This is a genomic window from Halorussus halobius, assembly GCF_004765805.1.
Taxonomy (GTDB): Archaea; Halobacteriota; Halobacteria; order Halobacteriales; family Haladaptataceae; genus Halorussus; species Halorussus halobius.
Genome location: NZ_SBIU01000003.1, coordinates 653,265 through 668,805 on the forward strand (window position 1 = coordinate 653,265; position 15,541 = coordinate 668,805).

The 15,541-nt window shown below is 70.5% G+C and carries 20 protein-coding genes and 1 tRNA gene; 10 read left to right on the forward strand and 11 right to left on the reverse strand.

Features of this window, described 5'->3' with window-relative positions; genetic code table 11:
* Nucleotides 1-14 precede the first annotated feature (14 nt).
* The 5 genes from EPL03_RS19945 to EPL03_RS10025 all read right to left on the reverse strand — a co-directional run bounded on the left by EPL03_RS19945 (nucleotide 15) and on the right by EPL03_RS10025 (nucleotide 3,411).
* Nucleotides 15-188 carry a hypothetical protein gene (locus EPL03_RS19945; RefSeq protein ID WP_168216225.1) on the reverse strand — a complete coding sequence of 58 codons (174 nt, stop codon included), beginning with the start codon at nucleotides 186-188 and terminating at the stop codon, nucleotides 15-17.
* A 43-nt stretch (nucleotides 189-231) separates the two neighbouring features.
* Nucleotides 232-1,323, reverse strand: a complete 1,092-nt coding sequence (locus tag EPL03_RS10010) for a phosphotransferase family protein (protein ID WP_135829180.1) — start codon at nucleotides 1,321-1,323, stop codon at nucleotides 232-234.
* Between the two features lie 69 nt (nucleotides 1,324-1,392).
* The gene (locus tag EPL03_RS10015; protein ID WP_135829181.1) at nucleotides 1,393-2,484 is read right to left on the reverse strand and encodes a pyridoxal-phosphate-dependent aminotransferase family protein; all 1,092 of its coding nucleotides are present in this window, start codon (nucleotides 2,482-2,484) and stop codon (nucleotides 1,393-1,395) included.
* A gap of 104 nt (nucleotides 2,485-2,588) precedes the next feature.
* Nucleotides 2,589-3,059 (reverse strand): hypothetical protein, encoded by a 471-nt coding sequence (locus EPL03_RS10020; RefSeq protein ID WP_135829182.1) that lies wholly within the window; start codon nucleotides 3,057-3,059, stop codon nucleotides 2,589-2,591.
* Nucleotides 3,060-3,096: 37 nt separating this feature from the next.
* On the reverse strand, nucleotides 3,097-3,411 hold the full coding sequence (locus EPL03_RS10025; RefSeq protein WP_135829183.1) for a YbjQ family protein: 315 nt from the start codon (nucleotides 3,409-3,411) through the stop codon (nucleotides 3,097-3,099).
* A 169-nt stretch (nucleotides 3,412-3,580) separates the two neighbouring features.
* On the opposite strand from EPL03_RS10025, the gene EPL03_RS10030 reads away from it, so the two are divergent.
* Nucleotides 3,581-3,880: a hypothetical protein gene (locus tag EPL03_RS10030; protein WP_135829184.1), complete on the forward strand. Its 300-nt coding sequence runs from the start codon at nucleotides 3,581-3,583 to the stop codon at nucleotides 3,878-3,880.
* Nucleotides 3,881-3,988: 108 nt separating this feature from the next.
* On the forward strand, nucleotides 3,989-4,312 hold the full coding sequence (locus tag EPL03_RS20320) for a hypothetical protein (protein ID WP_210424950.1): 324 nt from the start codon (nucleotides 3,989-3,991) through the stop codon (nucleotides 4,310-4,312).
* Between the two features lie 42 nt (nucleotides 4,313-4,354).
* Here the strand turns inward: EPL03_RS20320 and EPL03_RS10040 are convergent, their stop codons facing one another.
* The gene (locus tag EPL03_RS10040; protein ID WP_135829185.1) at nucleotides 4,355-5,311 is read right to left on the reverse strand and encodes an MBL fold metallo-hydrolase; all 957 of its coding nucleotides are present in this window, start codon (nucleotides 5,309-5,311) and stop codon (nucleotides 4,355-4,357) included.
* 142 nt (nucleotides 5,312-5,453) lie between these two features.
* Here EPL03_RS10040 and EPL03_RS10045 point away from each other — a divergent pair, with 142 nt between their 5' ends.
* The 5 genes from EPL03_RS10045 (at nucleotide 5,454) to EPL03_RS10065 (ending at nucleotide 9,354) form a co-directional block, all read left to right on the forward strand.
* Nucleotides 5,454-5,687 (forward strand): DUF7553 family protein, encoded by a 234-nt coding sequence (locus EPL03_RS10045; protein WP_135829186.1) that lies wholly within the window; start codon nucleotides 5,454-5,456, stop codon nucleotides 5,685-5,687.
* Between the two features lie 95 nt (nucleotides 5,688-5,782).
* Nucleotides 5,783-5,857 (forward strand) — tRNA-Val (locus tag EPL03_RS10050).
* A 340-nt stretch (nucleotides 5,858-6,197) separates the two neighbouring features.
* Nucleotides 6,198-7,994, forward strand: a complete 1,797-nt coding sequence (locus EPL03_RS10055; RefSeq protein ID WP_135829187.1) for an HAD-IIA family hydrolase — start codon at nucleotides 6,198-6,200, stop codon at nucleotides 7,992-7,994.
* Nucleotides 7,991-8,806: a sugar phosphate isomerase/epimerase family protein gene (locus tag EPL03_RS10060; protein WP_135829188.1), complete on the forward strand. Its 816-nt coding sequence runs from the start codon at nucleotides 7,991-7,993 to the stop codon at nucleotides 8,804-8,806. The genes EPL03_RS10055 and EPL03_RS10060 overlap by 4 nt, the downstream gene beginning before the upstream one ends.
* A gap of 113 nt (nucleotides 8,807-8,919) precedes the next feature.
* Nucleotides 8,920-9,354 (forward strand): hypothetical protein, encoded by a 435-nt coding sequence (locus tag EPL03_RS10065; RefSeq protein ID WP_135829189.1) that lies wholly within the window; start codon nucleotides 8,920-8,922, stop codon nucleotides 9,352-9,354.
* A gap of 40 nt (nucleotides 9,355-9,394) precedes the next feature.
* Here EPL03_RS10065 and EPL03_RS10070 read toward each other — a convergent pair whose 3' ends face one another.
* The 4 genes from EPL03_RS10070 to EPL03_RS10085 form a co-directional block, all read right to left on the reverse strand.
* The gene (locus EPL03_RS10070) at nucleotides 9,395-10,057 is read right to left on the reverse strand and encodes a hypothetical protein (protein ID WP_135829190.1); all 663 of its coding nucleotides are present in this window, start codon (nucleotides 10,055-10,057) and stop codon (nucleotides 9,395-9,397) included.
* Nucleotides 10,054-10,569, reverse strand: coding sequence for a hypothetical protein (locus EPL03_RS10075; RefSeq protein ID WP_135829191.1), 516 nt, complete (start codon nucleotides 10,567-10,569; stop codon nucleotides 10,054-10,056). The genes EPL03_RS10070 and EPL03_RS10075 overlap by 4 nt, the downstream gene beginning before the upstream one ends.
* 92 nt (nucleotides 10,570-10,661) lie before the next feature.
* Nucleotides 10,662-11,219: a thioredoxin family protein gene (locus tag EPL03_RS10080; protein ID WP_135829192.1), complete on the reverse strand. Its 558-nt coding sequence runs from the start codon at nucleotides 11,217-11,219 to the stop codon at nucleotides 10,662-10,664.
* Nucleotides 11,220-11,289: 70 nt separating this feature from the next.
* Complete coding sequence (locus EPL03_RS10085) at nucleotides 11,290-12,291, reverse strand: glutathione S-transferase family protein (protein WP_135829193.1); 1,002 nt, start codon at nucleotides 12,289-12,291, stop codon at nucleotides 11,290-11,292.
* Nucleotides 12,292-12,435: 144 nt separating this feature from the next.
* On the opposite strand from EPL03_RS10085, the gene EPL03_RS19950 reads away from it, so the two are divergent.
* Nucleotides 12,436-12,591, forward strand: a complete 156-nt coding sequence (locus tag EPL03_RS19950) for a hypothetical protein (RefSeq protein WP_168216226.1) — start codon at nucleotides 12,436-12,438, stop codon at nucleotides 12,589-12,591.
* Nucleotides 12,592-12,657: 66 nt separating this feature from the next.
* Complete coding sequence (locus EPL03_RS10090; RefSeq protein WP_135829194.1) at nucleotides 12,658-13,410, forward strand: creatininase family protein; 753 nt, start codon at nucleotides 12,658-12,660, stop codon at nucleotides 13,408-13,410.
* A gap of 7 nt (nucleotides 13,411-13,417) precedes the next feature.
* Here the strand turns inward: EPL03_RS10090 and EPL03_RS10095 are convergent, their stop codons facing one another.
* On the reverse strand, nucleotides 13,418-13,894 hold the full coding sequence (locus EPL03_RS10095; RefSeq protein WP_135829195.1) for a FlaD/FlaE family flagellar protein: 477 nt from the start codon (nucleotides 13,892-13,894) through the stop codon (nucleotides 13,418-13,420).
* A 172-nt stretch (nucleotides 13,895-14,066) separates the two neighbouring features.
* Here EPL03_RS10095 and EPL03_RS10100 point away from each other — a divergent pair, with 172 nt between their 5' ends.
* Nucleotides 14,067-15,539 (forward strand): MATE family efflux transporter, encoded by a 1,473-nt coding sequence (locus EPL03_RS10100; protein ID WP_244605245.1) that lies wholly within the window; start codon nucleotides 14,067-14,069, stop codon nucleotides 15,537-15,539.
* The last annotated feature ends 2 nt before the right edge of the window (nucleotides 15,540-15,541 follow it).

Below are 15,541 nucleotides of genomic sequence, written 5' to 3' on the forward strand. Positions count from 1 at the left end.
AAAGCAGGGAGTCGCTATCCGCCGCCGCCCGCGACGGCGCTACCGATGGCCGCGCCACACTCGTTGCAGGCCACGACGTAGAATCGCTTGGAGGACCGGAACAGGCCAGCCATCTTGGCGTCGAGGTCGAGGAATTCGACGTCCGACTCTTCGGCTATCTCGCCGTCGCATTCAGGGCAGTGTACCATGCCCTCGGCGATAACGCGGGCCGTGGTATATGCTTTCTGTGACTCACCCGAGCAGTTGGCGGGCCGCGCGTCGATGGCGCGCGGCCGTCCGCTCGCGCTCGGCGTCGGACTGGTCGCCGTACCACAGCGAGAACCACGCCAGCGGGAACAGCCGAGTTACCGCGAGGTAGAGGTCCCGACGGCGCTGGGCGTCGCCGTCGCGTTCGAGGGGGCTCGCGGCCCCACCGTCAACGCCGCCAGTCGTCCGCCCGTACCCCTCGCGCAGGGCCGCGCGGACGCGCTCGCGGCGCGGGTCGTCGTGGGTCGCCCACCCGGCGAGGTACTGCTCGGCGAGGACCAGATTGTACTGGGGTTCCAGCGTGTGTGCGTTGCCCCAGTCCAGCACCGCCCGCGTCCGCCCCGAGTCGGCGTCCACGAGCAGGTTCCCGAGGCGGTAGTCGTCGTGGCCGAGCACCGGGGCGAACGACCGGTCGAGCGCGTCGAGTCGGGCGTCCGCGAACGCCCGGAGGTCGCCCGCGCAGTCGGCGAATCGCTCCTCGACGCCGTCGAGCGCGCCGTCGGCGAGGGCCTCGACCTGCGCGCGCCACGACTCGCGGCCGGCGTCGCCCACTGCGAGTCGTCGGTCGCCGACCGCGACGCCGCCGGCCGGCTCGCGGTCCGCGTCGCTCGCGAGTCGAATCGGCCCGAACGCCTCGAAGTCGCCGAGTCGGTGGAGTTCGCCGAGGTGTTGGCCGGCCTCGCGAGCGAGCCGTTCGACCGTTTCGACCGGGAGGTCCCCGGCCTCGTTCTCACGGACCTCGCCGTCGAGTCGCTCGATCAGGAAGAACGGCGCGGGCAACTCCGAGTGGCGGTCGACCGCGCCCGCGACGCTCGGGACGGGAATCGAGGTCCGGGACTCGACCAGCGACAGGAGGTGCGGTTCCGGCCGGAACTCGGCGGGGTCGAGGAACTCGCAGGCCTTCAGCACGCACTCGCGGGGCCCGGCGGGCGTCTCGACCGCGAGGAAGTACACCGCGTCGGTCCCCTCGGCGGCGGGCGTCGCCTCGCGGAGCGACCACGCCGGGCGAACCGCCCGGACCATCCGGTCGAGGGTCGCCTCCGAGAGCATCGCGTCGGCGGCGTCGGACTCGTCCATGCCGGACGGTCGAGGTCGGTCGGTAGAAATCTTGTCTCGGCGTGCGAATCGATGGCGGTCGTCACCACCTCATCCGTCCAGCACGGCCGCGAGCGCGTCCATCGTGCGCTCGACCCGGTCGGGGTCGGCGTTGTACCCCATGTGACCCACGCGGAGCAGGTCGTCGGCGCGCTCGCCGAGTCCGGTCGAGAGGACGACGTCGTGGTCGGCTTCGAGTCGGCGCTTGAGGTCGGTCGCCCGACCGTCGACCTCGAAGGCGGTGACGGTCGGCGAGTAGCGGTCGGGGTCGGCCGGGAACGGCTCCAGTCCGAGGTCGCGACCGCGCGCCCGGCACTGCTCGGCGACCGACTCGTGGCGGTCGAAGACGGTCGCCAGCCCCTCCTCGAGCAGGCGGTCGAGCGACGCTTCCAGCGCGTAGAGGTTCGACACCGAGTGGGTGTAGGGCAGCAAGACCGGCTCGCCGTCCTCGAACGACGGGTCGCGCCACGGTTCGAGGCTGGTGTAGAAGGTGTCTTGCTCGGTGTCCTCGACTTTCGCCCACGCCGGGTCGCTGACCGAGAGCGTCGTCAGTCCGGGCGGCGAACTGAAGCACTTCTGGGACGCGCCGAGACAGACGTCGACGCGGTCGACCGGCACCGACGTTCCACCCAGCGACGAGACGGCGTCGACCACGGTCAGCACGCCCGCGTCCTGTAGCACGCCGAGCACCTCGTCGAGGTCGTTCAACAGCCCGGTCGGCGTCTCGCAGTGGACGGCGGTGGCGACCGCGAAGTCGTGGGCCTCGACGGTCTCTTTGACGGCGTCCACGTCGAACCCCTCGTCGTGGGGCGTCTCGTGGACCACCGGCTCGCCCCCGTGCATCTCCACGAAGTCGGCGAAGCCAGCGCCGAAGAGACCGTTGGCCAGACACAGCACCTCGTCGCCGGGCGAGACCAGCGAGGCGACGCTGGCCTCCAGCCCGAGCATCCCCTCGCCGCTCAGCACCACCACGTCGTCGTCGGTGTCGTAGACCCGGGCCAGTTTGTCGAGCAGCGACTCGTAGTACGTGGCGAACTCGGCCTCGACGTCGGGGTTTATCAGCGGACGGCTCGTCGCCTCCCGGACCGCCGGGGGCAGCGCGGTCGGGCCGGGCGTCATCAGGAGTTCGTCGCGGTCGTCCATGCCGGCGGGTTCGAACCGGGCCTCCCTAAAGCTGGCCGAACCGGCAGGTCGGAATCGAGCGCGGTCGCCGGGATTCCAAGGCGGTCGACGCGACGGCCCCCGGCTCACGAGTCGCCGAGTCGGACCGGGCCCGACCGCTCGTCGGCGTCGGGGTCGAACAGCCGGACGAACGCCGGCACGTAACAGAGCCACGCGAGGACGTACGCGACCCCGACCGCGACGCTCGCCGTGTCGACGACCGCGAACAGGCCGTCGACCACCCCGACGACGAGGACGACCGCGACCAGTACCGGCAGCGACGGTCGGTCGAGCCAGTCGTAGAGGACGCCGACGAGCGACCCGACCACGTAGCAGATGGCGTAGCGAGCCACCCCGGCGAGGACGGCGTTGGCCCAGAACAGCGCCGACACCGCGAGTCCGGCCTCGACCCCGGCCGCGCCGAGCAGGACGTCCATCATCCGATAGAACGAGTCACGGCCCTCGTGCAGGCTGGCGATCACGACGACGGCCGTCAGCAGGCCGACGACGCGGCCGGCTTTCACGCCCGCGCGCCCGGGGTCGTTGCGTTCGACCATGAGTGGAGAAAGTCGTCTCGTGGCCGGTTGCGGTGGCCTACGCGAGTCGGACGGCGGTGCCGTACGCGATGACCTCGGAGCCGCCGTTGGCTATCTCGGAGCTCTCCAGCCGGACGTTGACGACCGCGTCCGCGCCGAGCGACTCGGCGTCCTCGGCCATCCGCTCGAGCGCCTCGTCGCGGGCGTCGGTCAGCAGTTCCGAGTAGGCCTTCAGCTCGCCGCCGGTGATGTTCCGGATGCTCTGGGTGATGTCCCTGCCGACGTTTCGGGCCTTGACGGTGTTGCCGCGGGCGATGCCGAGGGTCTCTTGGATTTCGCGACCGGGGACCGTCTCCGTGGTGACAAACTCCATACGTGACGACTCGCGCGAAGTGGACATAAAACCTAGCACGGGCGGCGGTCACGTTCGGATACGCAGGCCGGACTCGGTCGCGAACCGTCCTCGCGCAGGCTCCTCAAAGAGCTGAACGCTCCCGCTTGTCCGCCCCAACTGCTAAGTCCGGGCTCGGCGAACGACCGCCATGGGAATCCTGGAGATACACTTCCACGACGCGCAGTTCGAGTGGACGTTCGACGCCGGGACCGACGACGAGCGGTCGTTCGCCGTCGGGACGGGGAGCGACTCCCGATCCGAGCGCGGCGGGTCCGGCGACGCCGCCGGCCCGTCGGCCGCTTCGAAACTCCGGTCGGTCGGACTGGTGGCGCTCGTCGTCGGCGCGGCCGTCGCACTCGGGCGATTCCGGTCGCGGCGCGCGCGAGCGGCGGCCGAGTCCGACCGGGATTCGGGGACAGGGAGCCGCCTTCGGTCGCTGACTCGATAGGCCGACCGACTCGTCGCACCGTCGTCCGACCGCCCCGCCGCCCCTCGACCCACCCGCCGCCGCTCGCCCGCCACTATGCTTTTCGCCCGGCGCGTCGAACTCGACGCGATGTCCGAGCACACCTACTCCGTGTACCTGGTCGAGCGAGGCAGCGAACAGGGCGGCCAGCGGGCGATCACGTCGCCCATCGAGGGCCACGAGCTGGAGTTCTACGACGCCGGCGTCTGGCTGAACCGCGAGCGGGGGCGGAACTTCTTCCCGTACGAGCAGGTCCGGACCGTCCGCGAGCACGCGAGCGAACAGCCGGCAAGCCCAGCGGACCAGCCCGTCGACGGGCGAGAGTCCGCGGACCGCGACCCCGAATCCGGTCCCGGCGATGCGCCCGCGGGGACGGGCCGCGACCAGGGAGCCGAGGAGGACCTGCTGGAGTAGCTCCGCCGGGCGCGGCCCTCGACGGGTCGACCGGACACGGGGTCACGCGGCCGGTTCGTAGACGACCACGCCGCCGCGCTCGCGGGTCTCGACCGCGCCGCGGTCGACCAGCACGTCGAGGTGACCGACCGCCTCGCTCATGCCCGCGAAGTACTCGGTCGCGGGGAGGTCCTCGAACAGTTGGTCCATCACCTCGCGAGCGGTGGTCGGGCCGTCCGCGACGACGTCCCGGACGTTCTCGGTGCGGTCCTCGTGGGCCGACAGAATCGCGTCGATGCGCCGGCGGGGGTCCGTGATTTCCTCGCCGTGGCCCGCCAGCAGGCGGTCGAACGCCCGGTCGCGGAGGGCGGCCAGCGAGCGGTTGTACGCCGGGAGGACGCGGGGGCGCTCGCCGCCCGGCTCGGCGGGCGGCTGGAGCAGGGGGTTCGGCGTGACGTCCGGGAGGACGTGGTCGCCGACAACGGCTCGCAACTCGTCGGACTCGCGCCCGTAGGTGAAGATGGTCTCGCCTACCGCGTGGCCGTCGACGCGCTCGGCGGTGAGCGTGGTGCCCGCCACGTCGACCGCGTCGCCGTCGCGGAGCTCGCGGTCGGTCTCGACGCCGGGCGCGACCCGGAGGAACGTCTCGGGGAGCTCGGTGACGGTCTCGGCGGTCGAGCGCGCCATCCCGTGGCGCTCGAAGAACTCGACGAAGTACGAGCGCTCGTACTCGAACCGGGCCTCGAAGTCCGCGACGACCGCGGCCGTCGCGGGGCTGGCGAGCACCCGCGCGCCCTCGGCCCGCAGGCGCTCGGCGAGGCCGAAGTGGTCGGGGTGTGGATGGGTCACGAGCACGCGCTCGACGTCGCCCGGCGCGAGCCCGCGCGCTTCGAGGCCGTCGAGCAGCGCCGCCCACGCCTCCTCGCTTCCCGGCCCGGGGTCGACCAGCGTCCGGCCGGCGAGGTAGGCGTTCACCGGACCGACAGCGAACGGCGTCGGAATCGAGAGCCGCGCGAACATACGGTCACACTGGGCGGCTCCCGACATACAGTTTGTGACCTGGCGGGCGGACCGCCCGGCGGACGCGAGACTCCCCCGGCGACCGGGCCGAGCGAAAGACGTATATCTGTCGTCTGCGTAAGAACATAATGGTGGACGAGAAATGAACAAGCACTTCGAAGACGCGTGGTACTACGCCCGACGCGCCGGCACCAACCTCTCGCGGGGGCTCCGCGAGGAACTCGAACCCGTCGAGCGCCGCGTTCGCGCGGCGGCCGGTCGCGAGGTCGAGGACCAGTCGCGTTCGCGACGCTGGCGGTCGAAACTGAACGAGGCCGAGCGAACAGTCGAGCGCCGCGTCCGACGTGCGCTCCGGCGCGTCCGCCGGGGCGCGTGAGCGGTCTCGACGGCCCGTCGGGCGGATTCCCCGACCGCTCGGGTTCCGGCGTAAAGTAAGTCTTAAGTCCGGGAAGAGGGAAAGGCCGGATGCGCGGGTCGGTAGTCTAGTCCGGTTATGACAGCTCCTTCACACGGAGCAGGCCGGCGGTTCGAATCCGCCCCGACCCACTTCTGACGGCCCGACGCGACGAGCGACGCGAGAAGGCTGGGCCGGGAACGGGAGTCGGGTGAATTCGAACCCCGTCAGCCACCCCAGCGGGACCTTTCCACCGATTGACGGGGCGATACTCCTCGGCCGGACCAACCGGTTTACTATCTCCCGTCACTTCCGGCGAGGCCGCCAGACCGCCGAACCACCCCTGAAAAGAGCGGGGGAGCGAAGTTTCCGCAAAAACACGTCCTCGAGCGACGAGCGTCTTGTTTACGGCGCTCGGGGAGCATCGCTCGTCCGAGCCGGGGCCGATAGGGTTATTGAGTACTACGTTGCGCTATTGTGCGGTGTTATCTCGTGAAGGGAGTTATCTTAGCGGCCGGCATCGGGTCTCGCCTGCGGCCGCTAACGTTGCACGAACCAAAGTGTTGTATCACAGTGGGGAACGTTCCGGTACTCGAACGGCAGTTGCGCGCGTACGTCGACGCCGGGGTCACCGACGTCACGGTCGTCGCGGGCTATCTCGCCGACGACGTGCGGGCGCTCTGTGCCGCAGTGGCCGACCGGCACCCGGACCTCGACGTGACCGTGGTCGAGAGCGAGGTGTACGCGAACACGGACAACATGTACTCGCTGTACGTCGCCCGCGAAGCGGTCGCGGGCGAGCCGTTCGTCCTGAGCAACGGCGACGCGGTCTTCGACCCCGGGCTGCTCGCGGACCTCGTGGCGGCCGACCCAGAGAGCGCGGTCGCCGCCGACCCGGGGACCTACACCGACGAGGCGATGAAGGTCACGGTCGACGACGCGGGCTCGGTGAGCCACATCGCCAAGGACGTGCCCGCTGACGTGGCCCGCGCCATCTCGAACGACGTCTATCGGTTCTCGGCCGACTTCTCGGAGCAACTGTTCGACGAGATCGCTCGGACCATCGAGCGCGAGCGCGAGTACGGCGAGTGGACCGAACTCGCCATCGACCGGGTGGTCCGGACCCGCGACCACGACCTCGAACCCGTCGACGTGGGCGACTACCGGTGGGTCGAGATCGACGACCGGGAGGACCTCGCCGAGGCCGACCGCCGGTTCTCGGCCCTCTCGACGCTGGCCGACAAGGAGGCGGTCTTCTTCGACCTCGACGGGACGCTCTACCTCGACGACGACCTCGTGGCCGGCGCTGACCGCGTCGTCGACGCCCTCCGAGCGGCGGGCACGGACGTCTACTTCCTGTCGAACAACTCCTCGAAGTGGAAGGACGACTACGCGGCGCGGCTCTCGGACCTCGGCATCTCCGCCGGGCCGGAGGACGTGTTGCTCTCGACCGACGGCGTCATCGACTACCTCGCGGCCGACGTCGGCGGGGCCGAGGACGCACGCGGCGGGACGACCGCGAACGGGGGAGCGATCGTCGAGGGAGAAGCGACCGACGACGGGGAGACGACCGCCGCAGACGGCGGGGCGGCGGTGTCGGACGCCGGCGCGACCGCGCCCCGGCCCGGCGAGACGTACGTCCTCGGGACGGCGGCGATGCGCGAGGCCCTGGCCGACCGGGGCGTTCCGGTGACCGACGACCCCGGCCTCGGCGCGGACGCGCCCGAGCACGTCGTGGTCGGCTTCGACACCGAACTCACCTACGAGAAGGCCCGGCGGGCGACGCTGGCCGTCCGCGACGGCGCGACGTTCCTGCAGGCCCACCCCGACGAGGTCTGCCCCACCGCCGACGGGTTCGTGCCCGACTGCGGGTCCATCGCCGCGATGGTCGAACGCGCCGCCGAGCGGACGCCCGACCGGGTGTTCGGCAAGCCCGACGCCGCGATGGTCGACCACGTCGTGGACGCGAACGGCTACGACCCTGCGGACGTGCTGGTCGTGGGCGACCGACTCGAAACCGACGTCGCCCTCGCGGAGAACGTGGGTTGCGAGTCGGTCTGCGTCCTGACGGGCGACGCCACCCGGGTCGGGGTCGAGCGCAGCGACGTCGACCCCACGCTGGTCGTGCCGACCGTCGGCGCGCTCGCTCGACTCCTCGACGCCGACGCTTCCGCGAGCGCGAGCGGCGACGGGAGTGGGAGAGGCGACGAGGGGCCGAGCGCGGACGAGGCCCCCAGCGCCGACGAGACCGCGACGCCGTCGGCGGTGCGCGGAGGCGACTCGACGTGAGTGCGGACGGGAACGGGACCGACGCCGAGAACCGGGTCCGGACCGGGTACGTGACCCAGACCCACACGGGCGCGGTGTCGTGGGAGCGGGCCGTCAGCGACGGGGAGCGACTCGATTTCGACTTCGTGGAGCTGTACATGGACGGCGCGACCGAGCGCACCAACCTCGACCCGAGCGCGGTCGCCGCGGCGGTCGAGGCGGCCGACCTCGACCTGCTGGTCCACCTCCCGTTCGCCGACCTCGAAATCGGGTCGCCGCGCGCGCCGGTCCGGCAGGGGTCGGTGACCGAACAGCGGGGGTGCATCGAAATCGCGGCCGAAATGGGCGCGGAGAAGGCGGTCCTCCACGCCGGCACCAGCGCGAGGCCGCCCGAGTGGGAACTGGACGCGGTCGCGCCGACCCTGCTCGCGTCGGTCCGGGAACTCGACCGGTTCGGGGCCGACCGGGGCGTCGAAATCTGCGTCGAGAACCTGCCGGGCGTCCCGCTGACCGTCCACCAGTTCGACCGGGTGTTCGCCGACACCGAGGCGTCGATGACCTTCGACACGGGCCACGCCCGCGTGGACGGGATGAGCGCCGGGGAGATGGCCGCGTTCCTCGACGACCACGCCGACCGCGTGAGCCACGTCCACGCCAACGACTCCCGGGAGGCCCGCGACGAACACGTCCCCACGGGGTCGGGGACGCTGGACTTCGAGACGGCGCTCGCGCCCCTGCGCGAGGGGTGGGCCGGCACGGTCTCGGCGGAGGTGTACACCTTCGACGCCGACTATCTGGAACTCAGCGGGCGGAAACTCGACGAGGCCCTCTGAGGGGCGCGCGGACCGCCCCGGCGGCGCGGCGACCGGACACCCCTCTCGACCGACAGATTTAATATCTCGTGTAAAGCAGACTTTACTGTAAAACGTACTTTACAGTGATTCCCATGAGCAGTGAACTACCGATGGAGGACCGAAGGCGGTATCGTGAGTTGATGAGTCGGTCGATGGGCGCGGGCGTGGTCGCCCTCCTCGCCGCGACGGTGGCCGCCGTGGTCGTCACGGGGCGAGCGAGCGACTCCCTGCTTCTCGCCGGGGTCGGTCTCTACTACCTCGGCGTCGTCGGCTACCTCGTCGTCTGGCAACGCACGGGCGTCCGGCTGTTCGACGAGCGCGAGCAGCGAATCGAGCGCCGGGCCGGCCAGTCCGTGGCGCTCCTCGTGGCGTTCGTGACGATTTTCGGAATCCCGGCCGACGTGGCGCTGGACGTGACCGGCGTGGTCGAGGTCCCGCTCGCGCTCCGAGGAGCCATCTGGGGGTACGCGCTGCTGGCGGTCGCGTTCCTCGTCGCCTACGGGTACGCCGAGAACCAGCACTCGTGACCGCCGTGCCGAAGCGAGCGCGCCTCCGACGACCGTGGGGTCACGGCTCCGTGGCGTTCCCGGTCGGATTCTCGTCGAGCCATCGTTCGAGCGCGTCCCCGTGAGCCCGCCACTCCGCGAGCAACTGCTCGTACTCCTCGCGAGCGGCGTCGGCTCCCCGGTAGCTGGCGATTGACTTCAGCCGGTTCCGGAGCATCTTCCGACACGCGGTCGTCTCGTCGTACCAGTCGTATCCGCACTGCACGAACAGGTCGTGGAGTACCGCCCAGAAGCCGAGTTCTATCGGGTTCCCGTCGCGGTCGTCGCCGACCGCCGGGAGCGGTTCCCCGAACTCCCGGCGGTACGCGAGCGCGAACCGCGCGGCGAGGGGTTTCGCCCTGTACTCCCACTCGCCGCCGATTTCACCCTTGGCGTCCCGCTGCTGTTCGAGGAGGCTGTCGTACCCCTCATCGTCGTACCGTCGGACGCGCCACGACGCGAGGCCGTCGAACTCGTCCCACCGGTCGGATTCGGCCGCGACGAGTCCGTCCGGGTCGCCCTCGAACACCAGTCTGACGAGTCCGCCGTCCGGTCCCGAGTCGTACTCCGCGAACTGCGCGTACGACCAGAACCAGCCCGTGGAGTCCAGACGGAGTTCTGATATAGTTTCTGTCCGGGCCGGCGGTCGGTCACGACTGCAGGCGCGAGTGGGGCCGCGACTCACGCCGAGGAGTAGAGGTCCGACCCGTGCCAGACGACCGCCCAGTCGGCCGGACTCGGGAGCGCGCAGGCGGTCACGGTCACGAGCGCCACGGTCGCGACCGAGTCGCCGGTCGCGAAGGGATTGGGCGCGAGGCCCGCCGCGACCAGCGCGAACGGGACCGCGAGCGCGAGCGGCGCGAGCGCGGCCGCCCGGAGCAGCCACTCGGGCGTGGCACGCGGGAGGCGAGTGACTTCCACCCGGACGAGACTGCCCGCGAGGACGTGCTTGAGCGCGGGCCAGTCGGTCGGCGCGGACGCGCCGCGCGCCGCGACCCCGGCACGCGGGAGGACGCTGACGGTGTACTCGGCGTTGGTGAAACTGAGCGGGACGACGTGACAGAGCTCGTGTGCGCAGATTCCCGCGGCGAGCGTTGCGACGAACGTCAGGCCGAGCGCGAGCCAGTGGCCTGCGGCGTCGAGCGCGAACAGGGGACTACCGGCGTCGAGCGCGAACCGGTGGAGGGCGGCGTGCATCGACGGGGCGGTGCTCGGTCAGGGGACTCGAAGCTTTCGGAATCGGGCCTCGCGGGTCAGGAACGGGCGCGGTCGACAGCTCGAATCCGCCGTCACTTCCACTTGATGGAACAGCCCCGCGAGGGCATGAACTCGAGGGCCACGTCCTCGCCCGCCAGCACCGCGTCGATGGCGTCCTCGACGTAGCGTTCGGTCGGCTCGTCGTCGGGGTTGAGGGCGTCGTCGAGTCGGCCGTGGTACGCCAGCGTGAACTCCTCGCCCTCGTTGCGCAGGAGGAACGGGTCGGGCGTGCAGACCGCGCCGTACGCCTCGGCGACTTCTTGGCTCTCGTCGCGGAGGTAGGCGTCGTACCCGACGGTCCCGTCCTCGACCCACTCGACCATCGTCTCGAAGTCGTCGTCGGGGTACTCCGCGGCGTCGTTGGGGTTGATACCCACCACGGCCGCGTCGTCGTACTCCTCGGCGACGCGGTTCAGCAGGTCGAACTTGGCCTGGGCGTACGGGCAGTGGTTGCAGGTGAACACCACCAGGACCGCCTCGTAGTCGGCGAAGTCGGCCAGCGAGTGCGTCTCGCCGTCGGCTCCCGGAAGCTCGAAGTCGGGAACCGGCTCGTCGCGCGCCAGTTTCTCCTCGGACTCTTTTGCGACCATGTTCGTTCGCGGGTTGGTCTGCCGGCGGAAAATACGTTGGGCTTGCGGGTCGGTTCGCCGGGCTCGCGGCTCAGCGCACGACCGCGTCGAGTTCGGTTGGCGGGCCGCCCGGCAGTTCGTCCCGGTCGTGGGACGCCTCGAAGTCGGGGTCGGGCCCGAGCGGGACGATGCGCTTCGGGCTGACGTCCGGGTGGGTCGTGTAGTAGTGTTCCTTGATGTGGTCCATGTGGACCGTCTCGCCGAACCCGGGCGTCTGGTAGAGGTCCCGCAGGTACGGCCAGAGGTTGTCGTACTCCCGGACGAACTGGCGGTTGCACATGAAGTGCGTGTGGTAGACCTCGTCGAACCGGACCAGCGTGGTGAACATCGCCACGTCGGCCTCCGTGAGGCGGTCGCCACAGAGGTAGCGCCGGTCGGCCAGCAGGTCGTCGTAGCGGTCGAGCGCGTCGAACAGTTCGGTGATCGCCCGGTCGTAGGCCTGCTGGGTGCCGGCGAACCCAGCGCGGTAGACGCCGTTGTTGATGGGGTCGTAGATGTCAGCGATGACCTCGTCGACCTCGTCGCGGTAGCCCTCCGGGTAGAGGGTCACGTCCCGGTCGGCGACGCTCGCGAGCTGGGTGTCGAACATCCGCATGACCTCCTTCGACTCGTTGTTGACGACGGTCTCGCGCTCGGTGTCCCAGAGGACCGGCACCGTGACCCGGCCCGTGAACTCGGGGTCGGCGGCGACGTACGTCTCGCGCAGGTAGTCGAAGCCGTTGACGCGGTCCTCGGTGCAGCCGTCCTTCTCGGGGCTGAACTCCCAGCCGTCGTCCTCGCGGTAGGGGTCGACGACCGACACCGCGACCGCCTCGTCCAGTCCGAGCAGGCTCCGCGTCACCAGCGCGCGGTGGGCCCACGGGCAGGCGTACGAGACGTACAGGTGATAGCGACCGGCTTCGGCCGGGAACTCGGCGTCCGGGTCGTCCTCGATTCGGTCCCGGAAGCTGGTCTCCTGGCGGTCGAACTCGCCGTCCTCGTCGGTGTATTCGTCGACGTCCACGCGCCACTCACCGTCCACGAGCATGTTCATGCGTCCGAATAGGCCTCGTGGGCGTAAAGAGCCACTGCCTTCGGCAGGTGGGGCCGCGAGGCGGGTCGAGTCGCTCGGAGGTCCCGACGTAGGCTCGCCCGACCCACAGACTCAACAGCCCCGGCCGCGAACGACGCGACGACGATGGCTCGACGATGGGAGACGCTGAGCGTTCTCGTCGCGTTGGAGTTCGTCGTGGTCGCCGGTTTGCTGCTCCTCCTGGTTCCGTTCGAGGTCGCGGCTCCGGTCGTGCCGCTGTTTCTGGTCCTGCTGGTCGCGCTCCACCTGTATCGCTCGTGAGCGCGACCGCCCGAATCACGCGCGCCGACCCCCGACGTACAAGTCCGGCCTCGCCCAACTCCGGGCATGCACCTCTCGGACGCGACGTGGACCGACGCCGACGCGGCCGCGACCGACCTCGCCGTCCTCCCGGTCGGCAGCACCGAACAGCACGGCCCGCACGCGCCGCTCGGGACCGACGCGATTACGGCCGAGGCGGTCGCGAAGGCGGGTGCGGCGGCCTACGAGAGCGGGGCTGACGGCCGGGCGGTCGTGGTCGCGCCCGCGATTCCGGTGGGCGTGGCCGCAGAACACCGCCAGTTCACCGGGACGCTGTGGGTCAGCCCGGACACCTTCCGGGACTACGTTCGCGAGACGGTCGCCAGCCTCGCCCACCACGGCTGGGACCGGGTGGTGCTGGTGAACGGCCACGGCGGCAACGTGACCGCGTTACGCGAGGTCGCGGGCACCATCGCCCGCGAGGACGACGCGTACGCCGTCCCCTTTACGTGGTTCGAGGCGGTCGGCGAGTACAGCGACGAGATGGGTCACGGCGGCCCGCTCGAAACCGCGCTCTTGCGCCACGTCGCGCCAGAAACTGTCCGCGAGGACCGCGTCGAGGCCGCCCGCGAGGGGGCCAGCGACGGCTGGGGCGAGTGGGTCAGCTACGCGAACCTGGCGTTCGACTCGGCGGAGTTCACCGACAACGGCGTGGTGGGCGACCCCGGCGAGGGCGACGCCGCGCTCGGCGAGGAACTGCTCGACCTCGCGGCCGCGGCGCTGGCCGACCTGCTGGCGGCCGTGGCCGAACGCGACGTCTCGCGGCCGGCCCACAAGTAGCGCAGGGTCAGATGGACGACAGCCGCGCGATGTAGACGAGGCTCGTGACGTGGTCGTCGACGTCGAGGTCGGCCGGGCCGGGTTTGTCGGGGTCGAAACTCTCGACCTCCGAGAACCCCCGCATGTAGTTGCGGAGGTCCTCGCGGACCGACCCGGTTATCCAGTCGACCTCGGCGTAGTACTCGAGGGCGTTGCCGGTGTTCTCGAATCCGGCCTTGTTGATGAGCAGGTCGAGCCACTCGAAGACGACGACCTCCGCCGCGTAGCGGTCGGGGAGGCCCTCGAGGTAGGGACGCTCCGGGAGCGCCCCGACCGACGCCAGTTGGCTCTGGAGCCGGACCAGTTCGTCGCGCTGCTCGTGTCGCAACACCTCGCCGGGGTCGGCCGGCAGGTCGGCGTCCTCGAACTCGGCGGGCGACTCCCGGTCCGGGTCCGCGAGGCGGCGCAGGTCGTTCAGGTCGTACGCTCCGGGCGTCGGCGGCATGGTCGGGTACGTGGCGCTAACTCACACGCGCCATTTAAACTTTCGTGCCCGCGGCTCGCGCTCGCGAGCCCCCGCTCGCAGCGGCCACCCGACGCAGTCGAGCGAATCCCGGCGAGTTCGGTTCGAGGGCGACCCGCAACTTTCAACAGCCTCTCATTCGTTTCCCGAGTCAATGGAGCACGCCGACGACTCGATAACCGAGGGCGGCCTCGTCCGCCCGATGTTCCGGCTGGCGTGGCCCATCGTCGTCATCCAGCTGTTGCAGGTGACGTACAACATCGCGGACACGTTCTGGCTCGGGCGGCTGTCGGCCGACGCGGTGGGTGCCATCAGCCTCGCGTTCCCGCTGGTCTTCCTGTTCATCTCCATCGCCGGCGGGTTCACCACTGCGGGCTCGATACTGGTGGCCCAGTACACCGGCGCGGACAGCGAGGGGTCGGCCGGCAAGGTCGCGGGCCAGATTCTCGGATTCGTCGCGGTGCTGGCGGTGATACTCGGGGGACTCGGCTACTTCGCCACCGAGCCGATGCTGTCGGCGCTCCCGAGTCAGGGCGACACGGCCGCGCAGGTCATCCCGATGGCAGCCGACTACATGGAGGTGTTCTTCCTCGGACTCCCCTTCCTGTTCGGGTTCTTCGTGTTCTCCGCGCTGATGCGGGGCTACGGCAACACCCGGACGCCGATGCGCGTGATGTTGGTCAGCGTCGCCATCAACGTCGTCATCGACCCGGCGCTCATCTTCGGCTGGGGACCGTTCCCCGCGATGGGCATCGAGGGCGCGGCGCTGGCGACCATCTTCTCGCGGGCCATCGCGAGCGTGTTGGGCTTTTACGTCCTGTTCGTCGCGCGGGCCGGCCCGGACGTACAGGTCGGCTATCTCGTGCCCGACCTCTCGTACATCCGCGACATCGTTCGCATCGGCGTCCCCTCGACGGTCGAGCAGTCGATGAGCGCGCTGGCGATGATAACGCTGACCGCCATCGTGGTCCAGTTCGCGCCGCCGGTGGTGTCGGCCTACGGGCTGGGCAACCGGCTCGCGTCGCTGGTGTTCCTGCCCGCGATGGGGCTGGGCCGAGCGACCAACACGATGGTCGGCCAGAACCTCGGCGCGCGCAGGCCCGACCGGGCCGAGCGGGCGGTCTGGCTCGCGGCCAAGGTCGGCGGGGCCGTGATGTTCGCGGTCGCGGTCGTGGCCGCGCTCGTCCCCGAACCCATCGTCTCGGTGTTCATGGCGACCGGGACCGACGCCGCCGCCCAGACGGTCGCGTACGGCTCGGAGTACCTCCGCATCCGGTCGGTCGAGTTCACGTTCATGGCCGTCCTACAGGTGATGCTCGGGGCCTATCGTGGCGCGGGCAACACGAGGACCGCGATGGTGTTCTCGATGCTCGCGCTCTGGATCGGCAGGGTGCCCGCCGTCTACGGACTCGCGTTCGTCGCCGACTGGGGGCCGACCGGCATCTGGGTCGGGATGGCGCTGGGCAACGTCCTCGGCGCGATCGCGGCCGCGCTGTGGTTCACGCGCGGGACGTGGAAGGACGTGGTCATCGACGAGGAGGAGGCCGAGACTGCTCCGGCGGACGCGCCCGACGTCTCGGACGCCCCCGACGGAGCCGACGCACCGGAGCCGTCCGAGGGGAAGTGACC

Bases quoted from the DNA above. Each gene is read 5' to 3' on its own strand.
- EPL03_RS10040 (WP_135829185.1), bottom strand. From the start codon at position 5,311: ATGTTCGCGCGGCTCTCGATTCCGACGCCGTTCGCTGTCGGTCCGGTG.
- EPL03_RS20320 (WP_210424950.1), top strand. From the start codon at position 3,989: ATGTCCGAGCACACCTACTCCGTGTACCTGGTCGAGCGAGGCAGCGAA.
- EPL03_RS10065 (WP_135829189.1), top strand. From the start codon at position 8,920: ATGAGCAGTGAACTACCGATGGAGGACCGAAGGCGGTATCGTGAGTTG.
- EPL03_RS10025 (WP_135829183.1), bottom strand. From the start codon at position 3,411: ATGGAGTTTGTCACCACGGAGACGGTCCCCGGTCGCGAAATCCAAGAG.
- EPL03_RS19950 (WP_168216226.1), top strand. From the start codon at position 12,436: ATGGCTCGACGATGGGAGACGCTGAGCGTTCTCGTCGCGTTGGAGTTC.
- EPL03_RS10085 (WP_135829193.1), bottom strand. From the start codon at position 12,291: ATGAACATGCTCGTGGACGGTGAGTGGCGCGTGGACGTCGACGAATAC.
- EPL03_RS10090 (WP_135829194.1), top strand. From the start codon at position 12,658: ATGCACCTCTCGGACGCGACGTGGACCGACGCCGACGCGGCCGCGACC.
- EPL03_RS10020 (WP_135829182.1), bottom strand. From the start codon at position 3,059: ATGGTCGAACGCAACGACCCCGGGCGCGCGGGCGTGAAAGCCGGCCGC.
- EPL03_RS10100 (WP_244605245.1), top strand. From the start codon at position 14,067: ATGGAGCACGCCGACGACTCGATAACCGAGGGCGGCCTCGTCCGCCCG.
- EPL03_RS10080 (WP_135829192.1), bottom strand. From the start codon at position 11,219: ATGGTCGCAAAAGAGTCCGAGGAGAAACTGGCGCGCGACGAGCCGGTT.
- EPL03_RS10030 (WP_135829184.1), top strand. From the start codon at position 3,581: ATGGGAATCCTGGAGATACACTTCCACGACGCGCAGTTCGAGTGGACG.
- EPL03_RS10095 (WP_135829195.1), bottom strand. From the start codon at position 13,894: ATGCCGCCGACGCCCGGAGCGTACGACCTGAACGACCTGCGCCGCCTC.
- EPL03_RS10015 (WP_135829181.1), bottom strand. From the start codon at position 2,484: ATGGACGACCGCGACGAACTCCTGATGACGCCCGGCCCGACCGCGCTG.
- EPL03_RS19945 (WP_168216225.1), bottom strand. From the start codon at position 188: ATGGTACACTGCCCTGAATGCGACGGCGAGATAGCCGAAGAGTCGGAC.
- EPL03_RS10045 (WP_135829186.1), top strand. From the start codon at position 5,454: ATGAACAAGCACTTCGAAGACGCGTGGTACTACGCCCGACGCGCCGGC.
- EPL03_RS10010 (WP_135829180.1), bottom strand. From the start codon at position 1,323: ATGGACGAGTCCGACGCCGCCGACGCGATGCTCTCGGAGGCGACCCTC.
- EPL03_RS10075 (WP_135829191.1), bottom strand. From the start codon at position 10,569: ATGCACGCCGCCCTCCACCGGTTCGCGCTCGACGCCGGTAGTCCCCTG.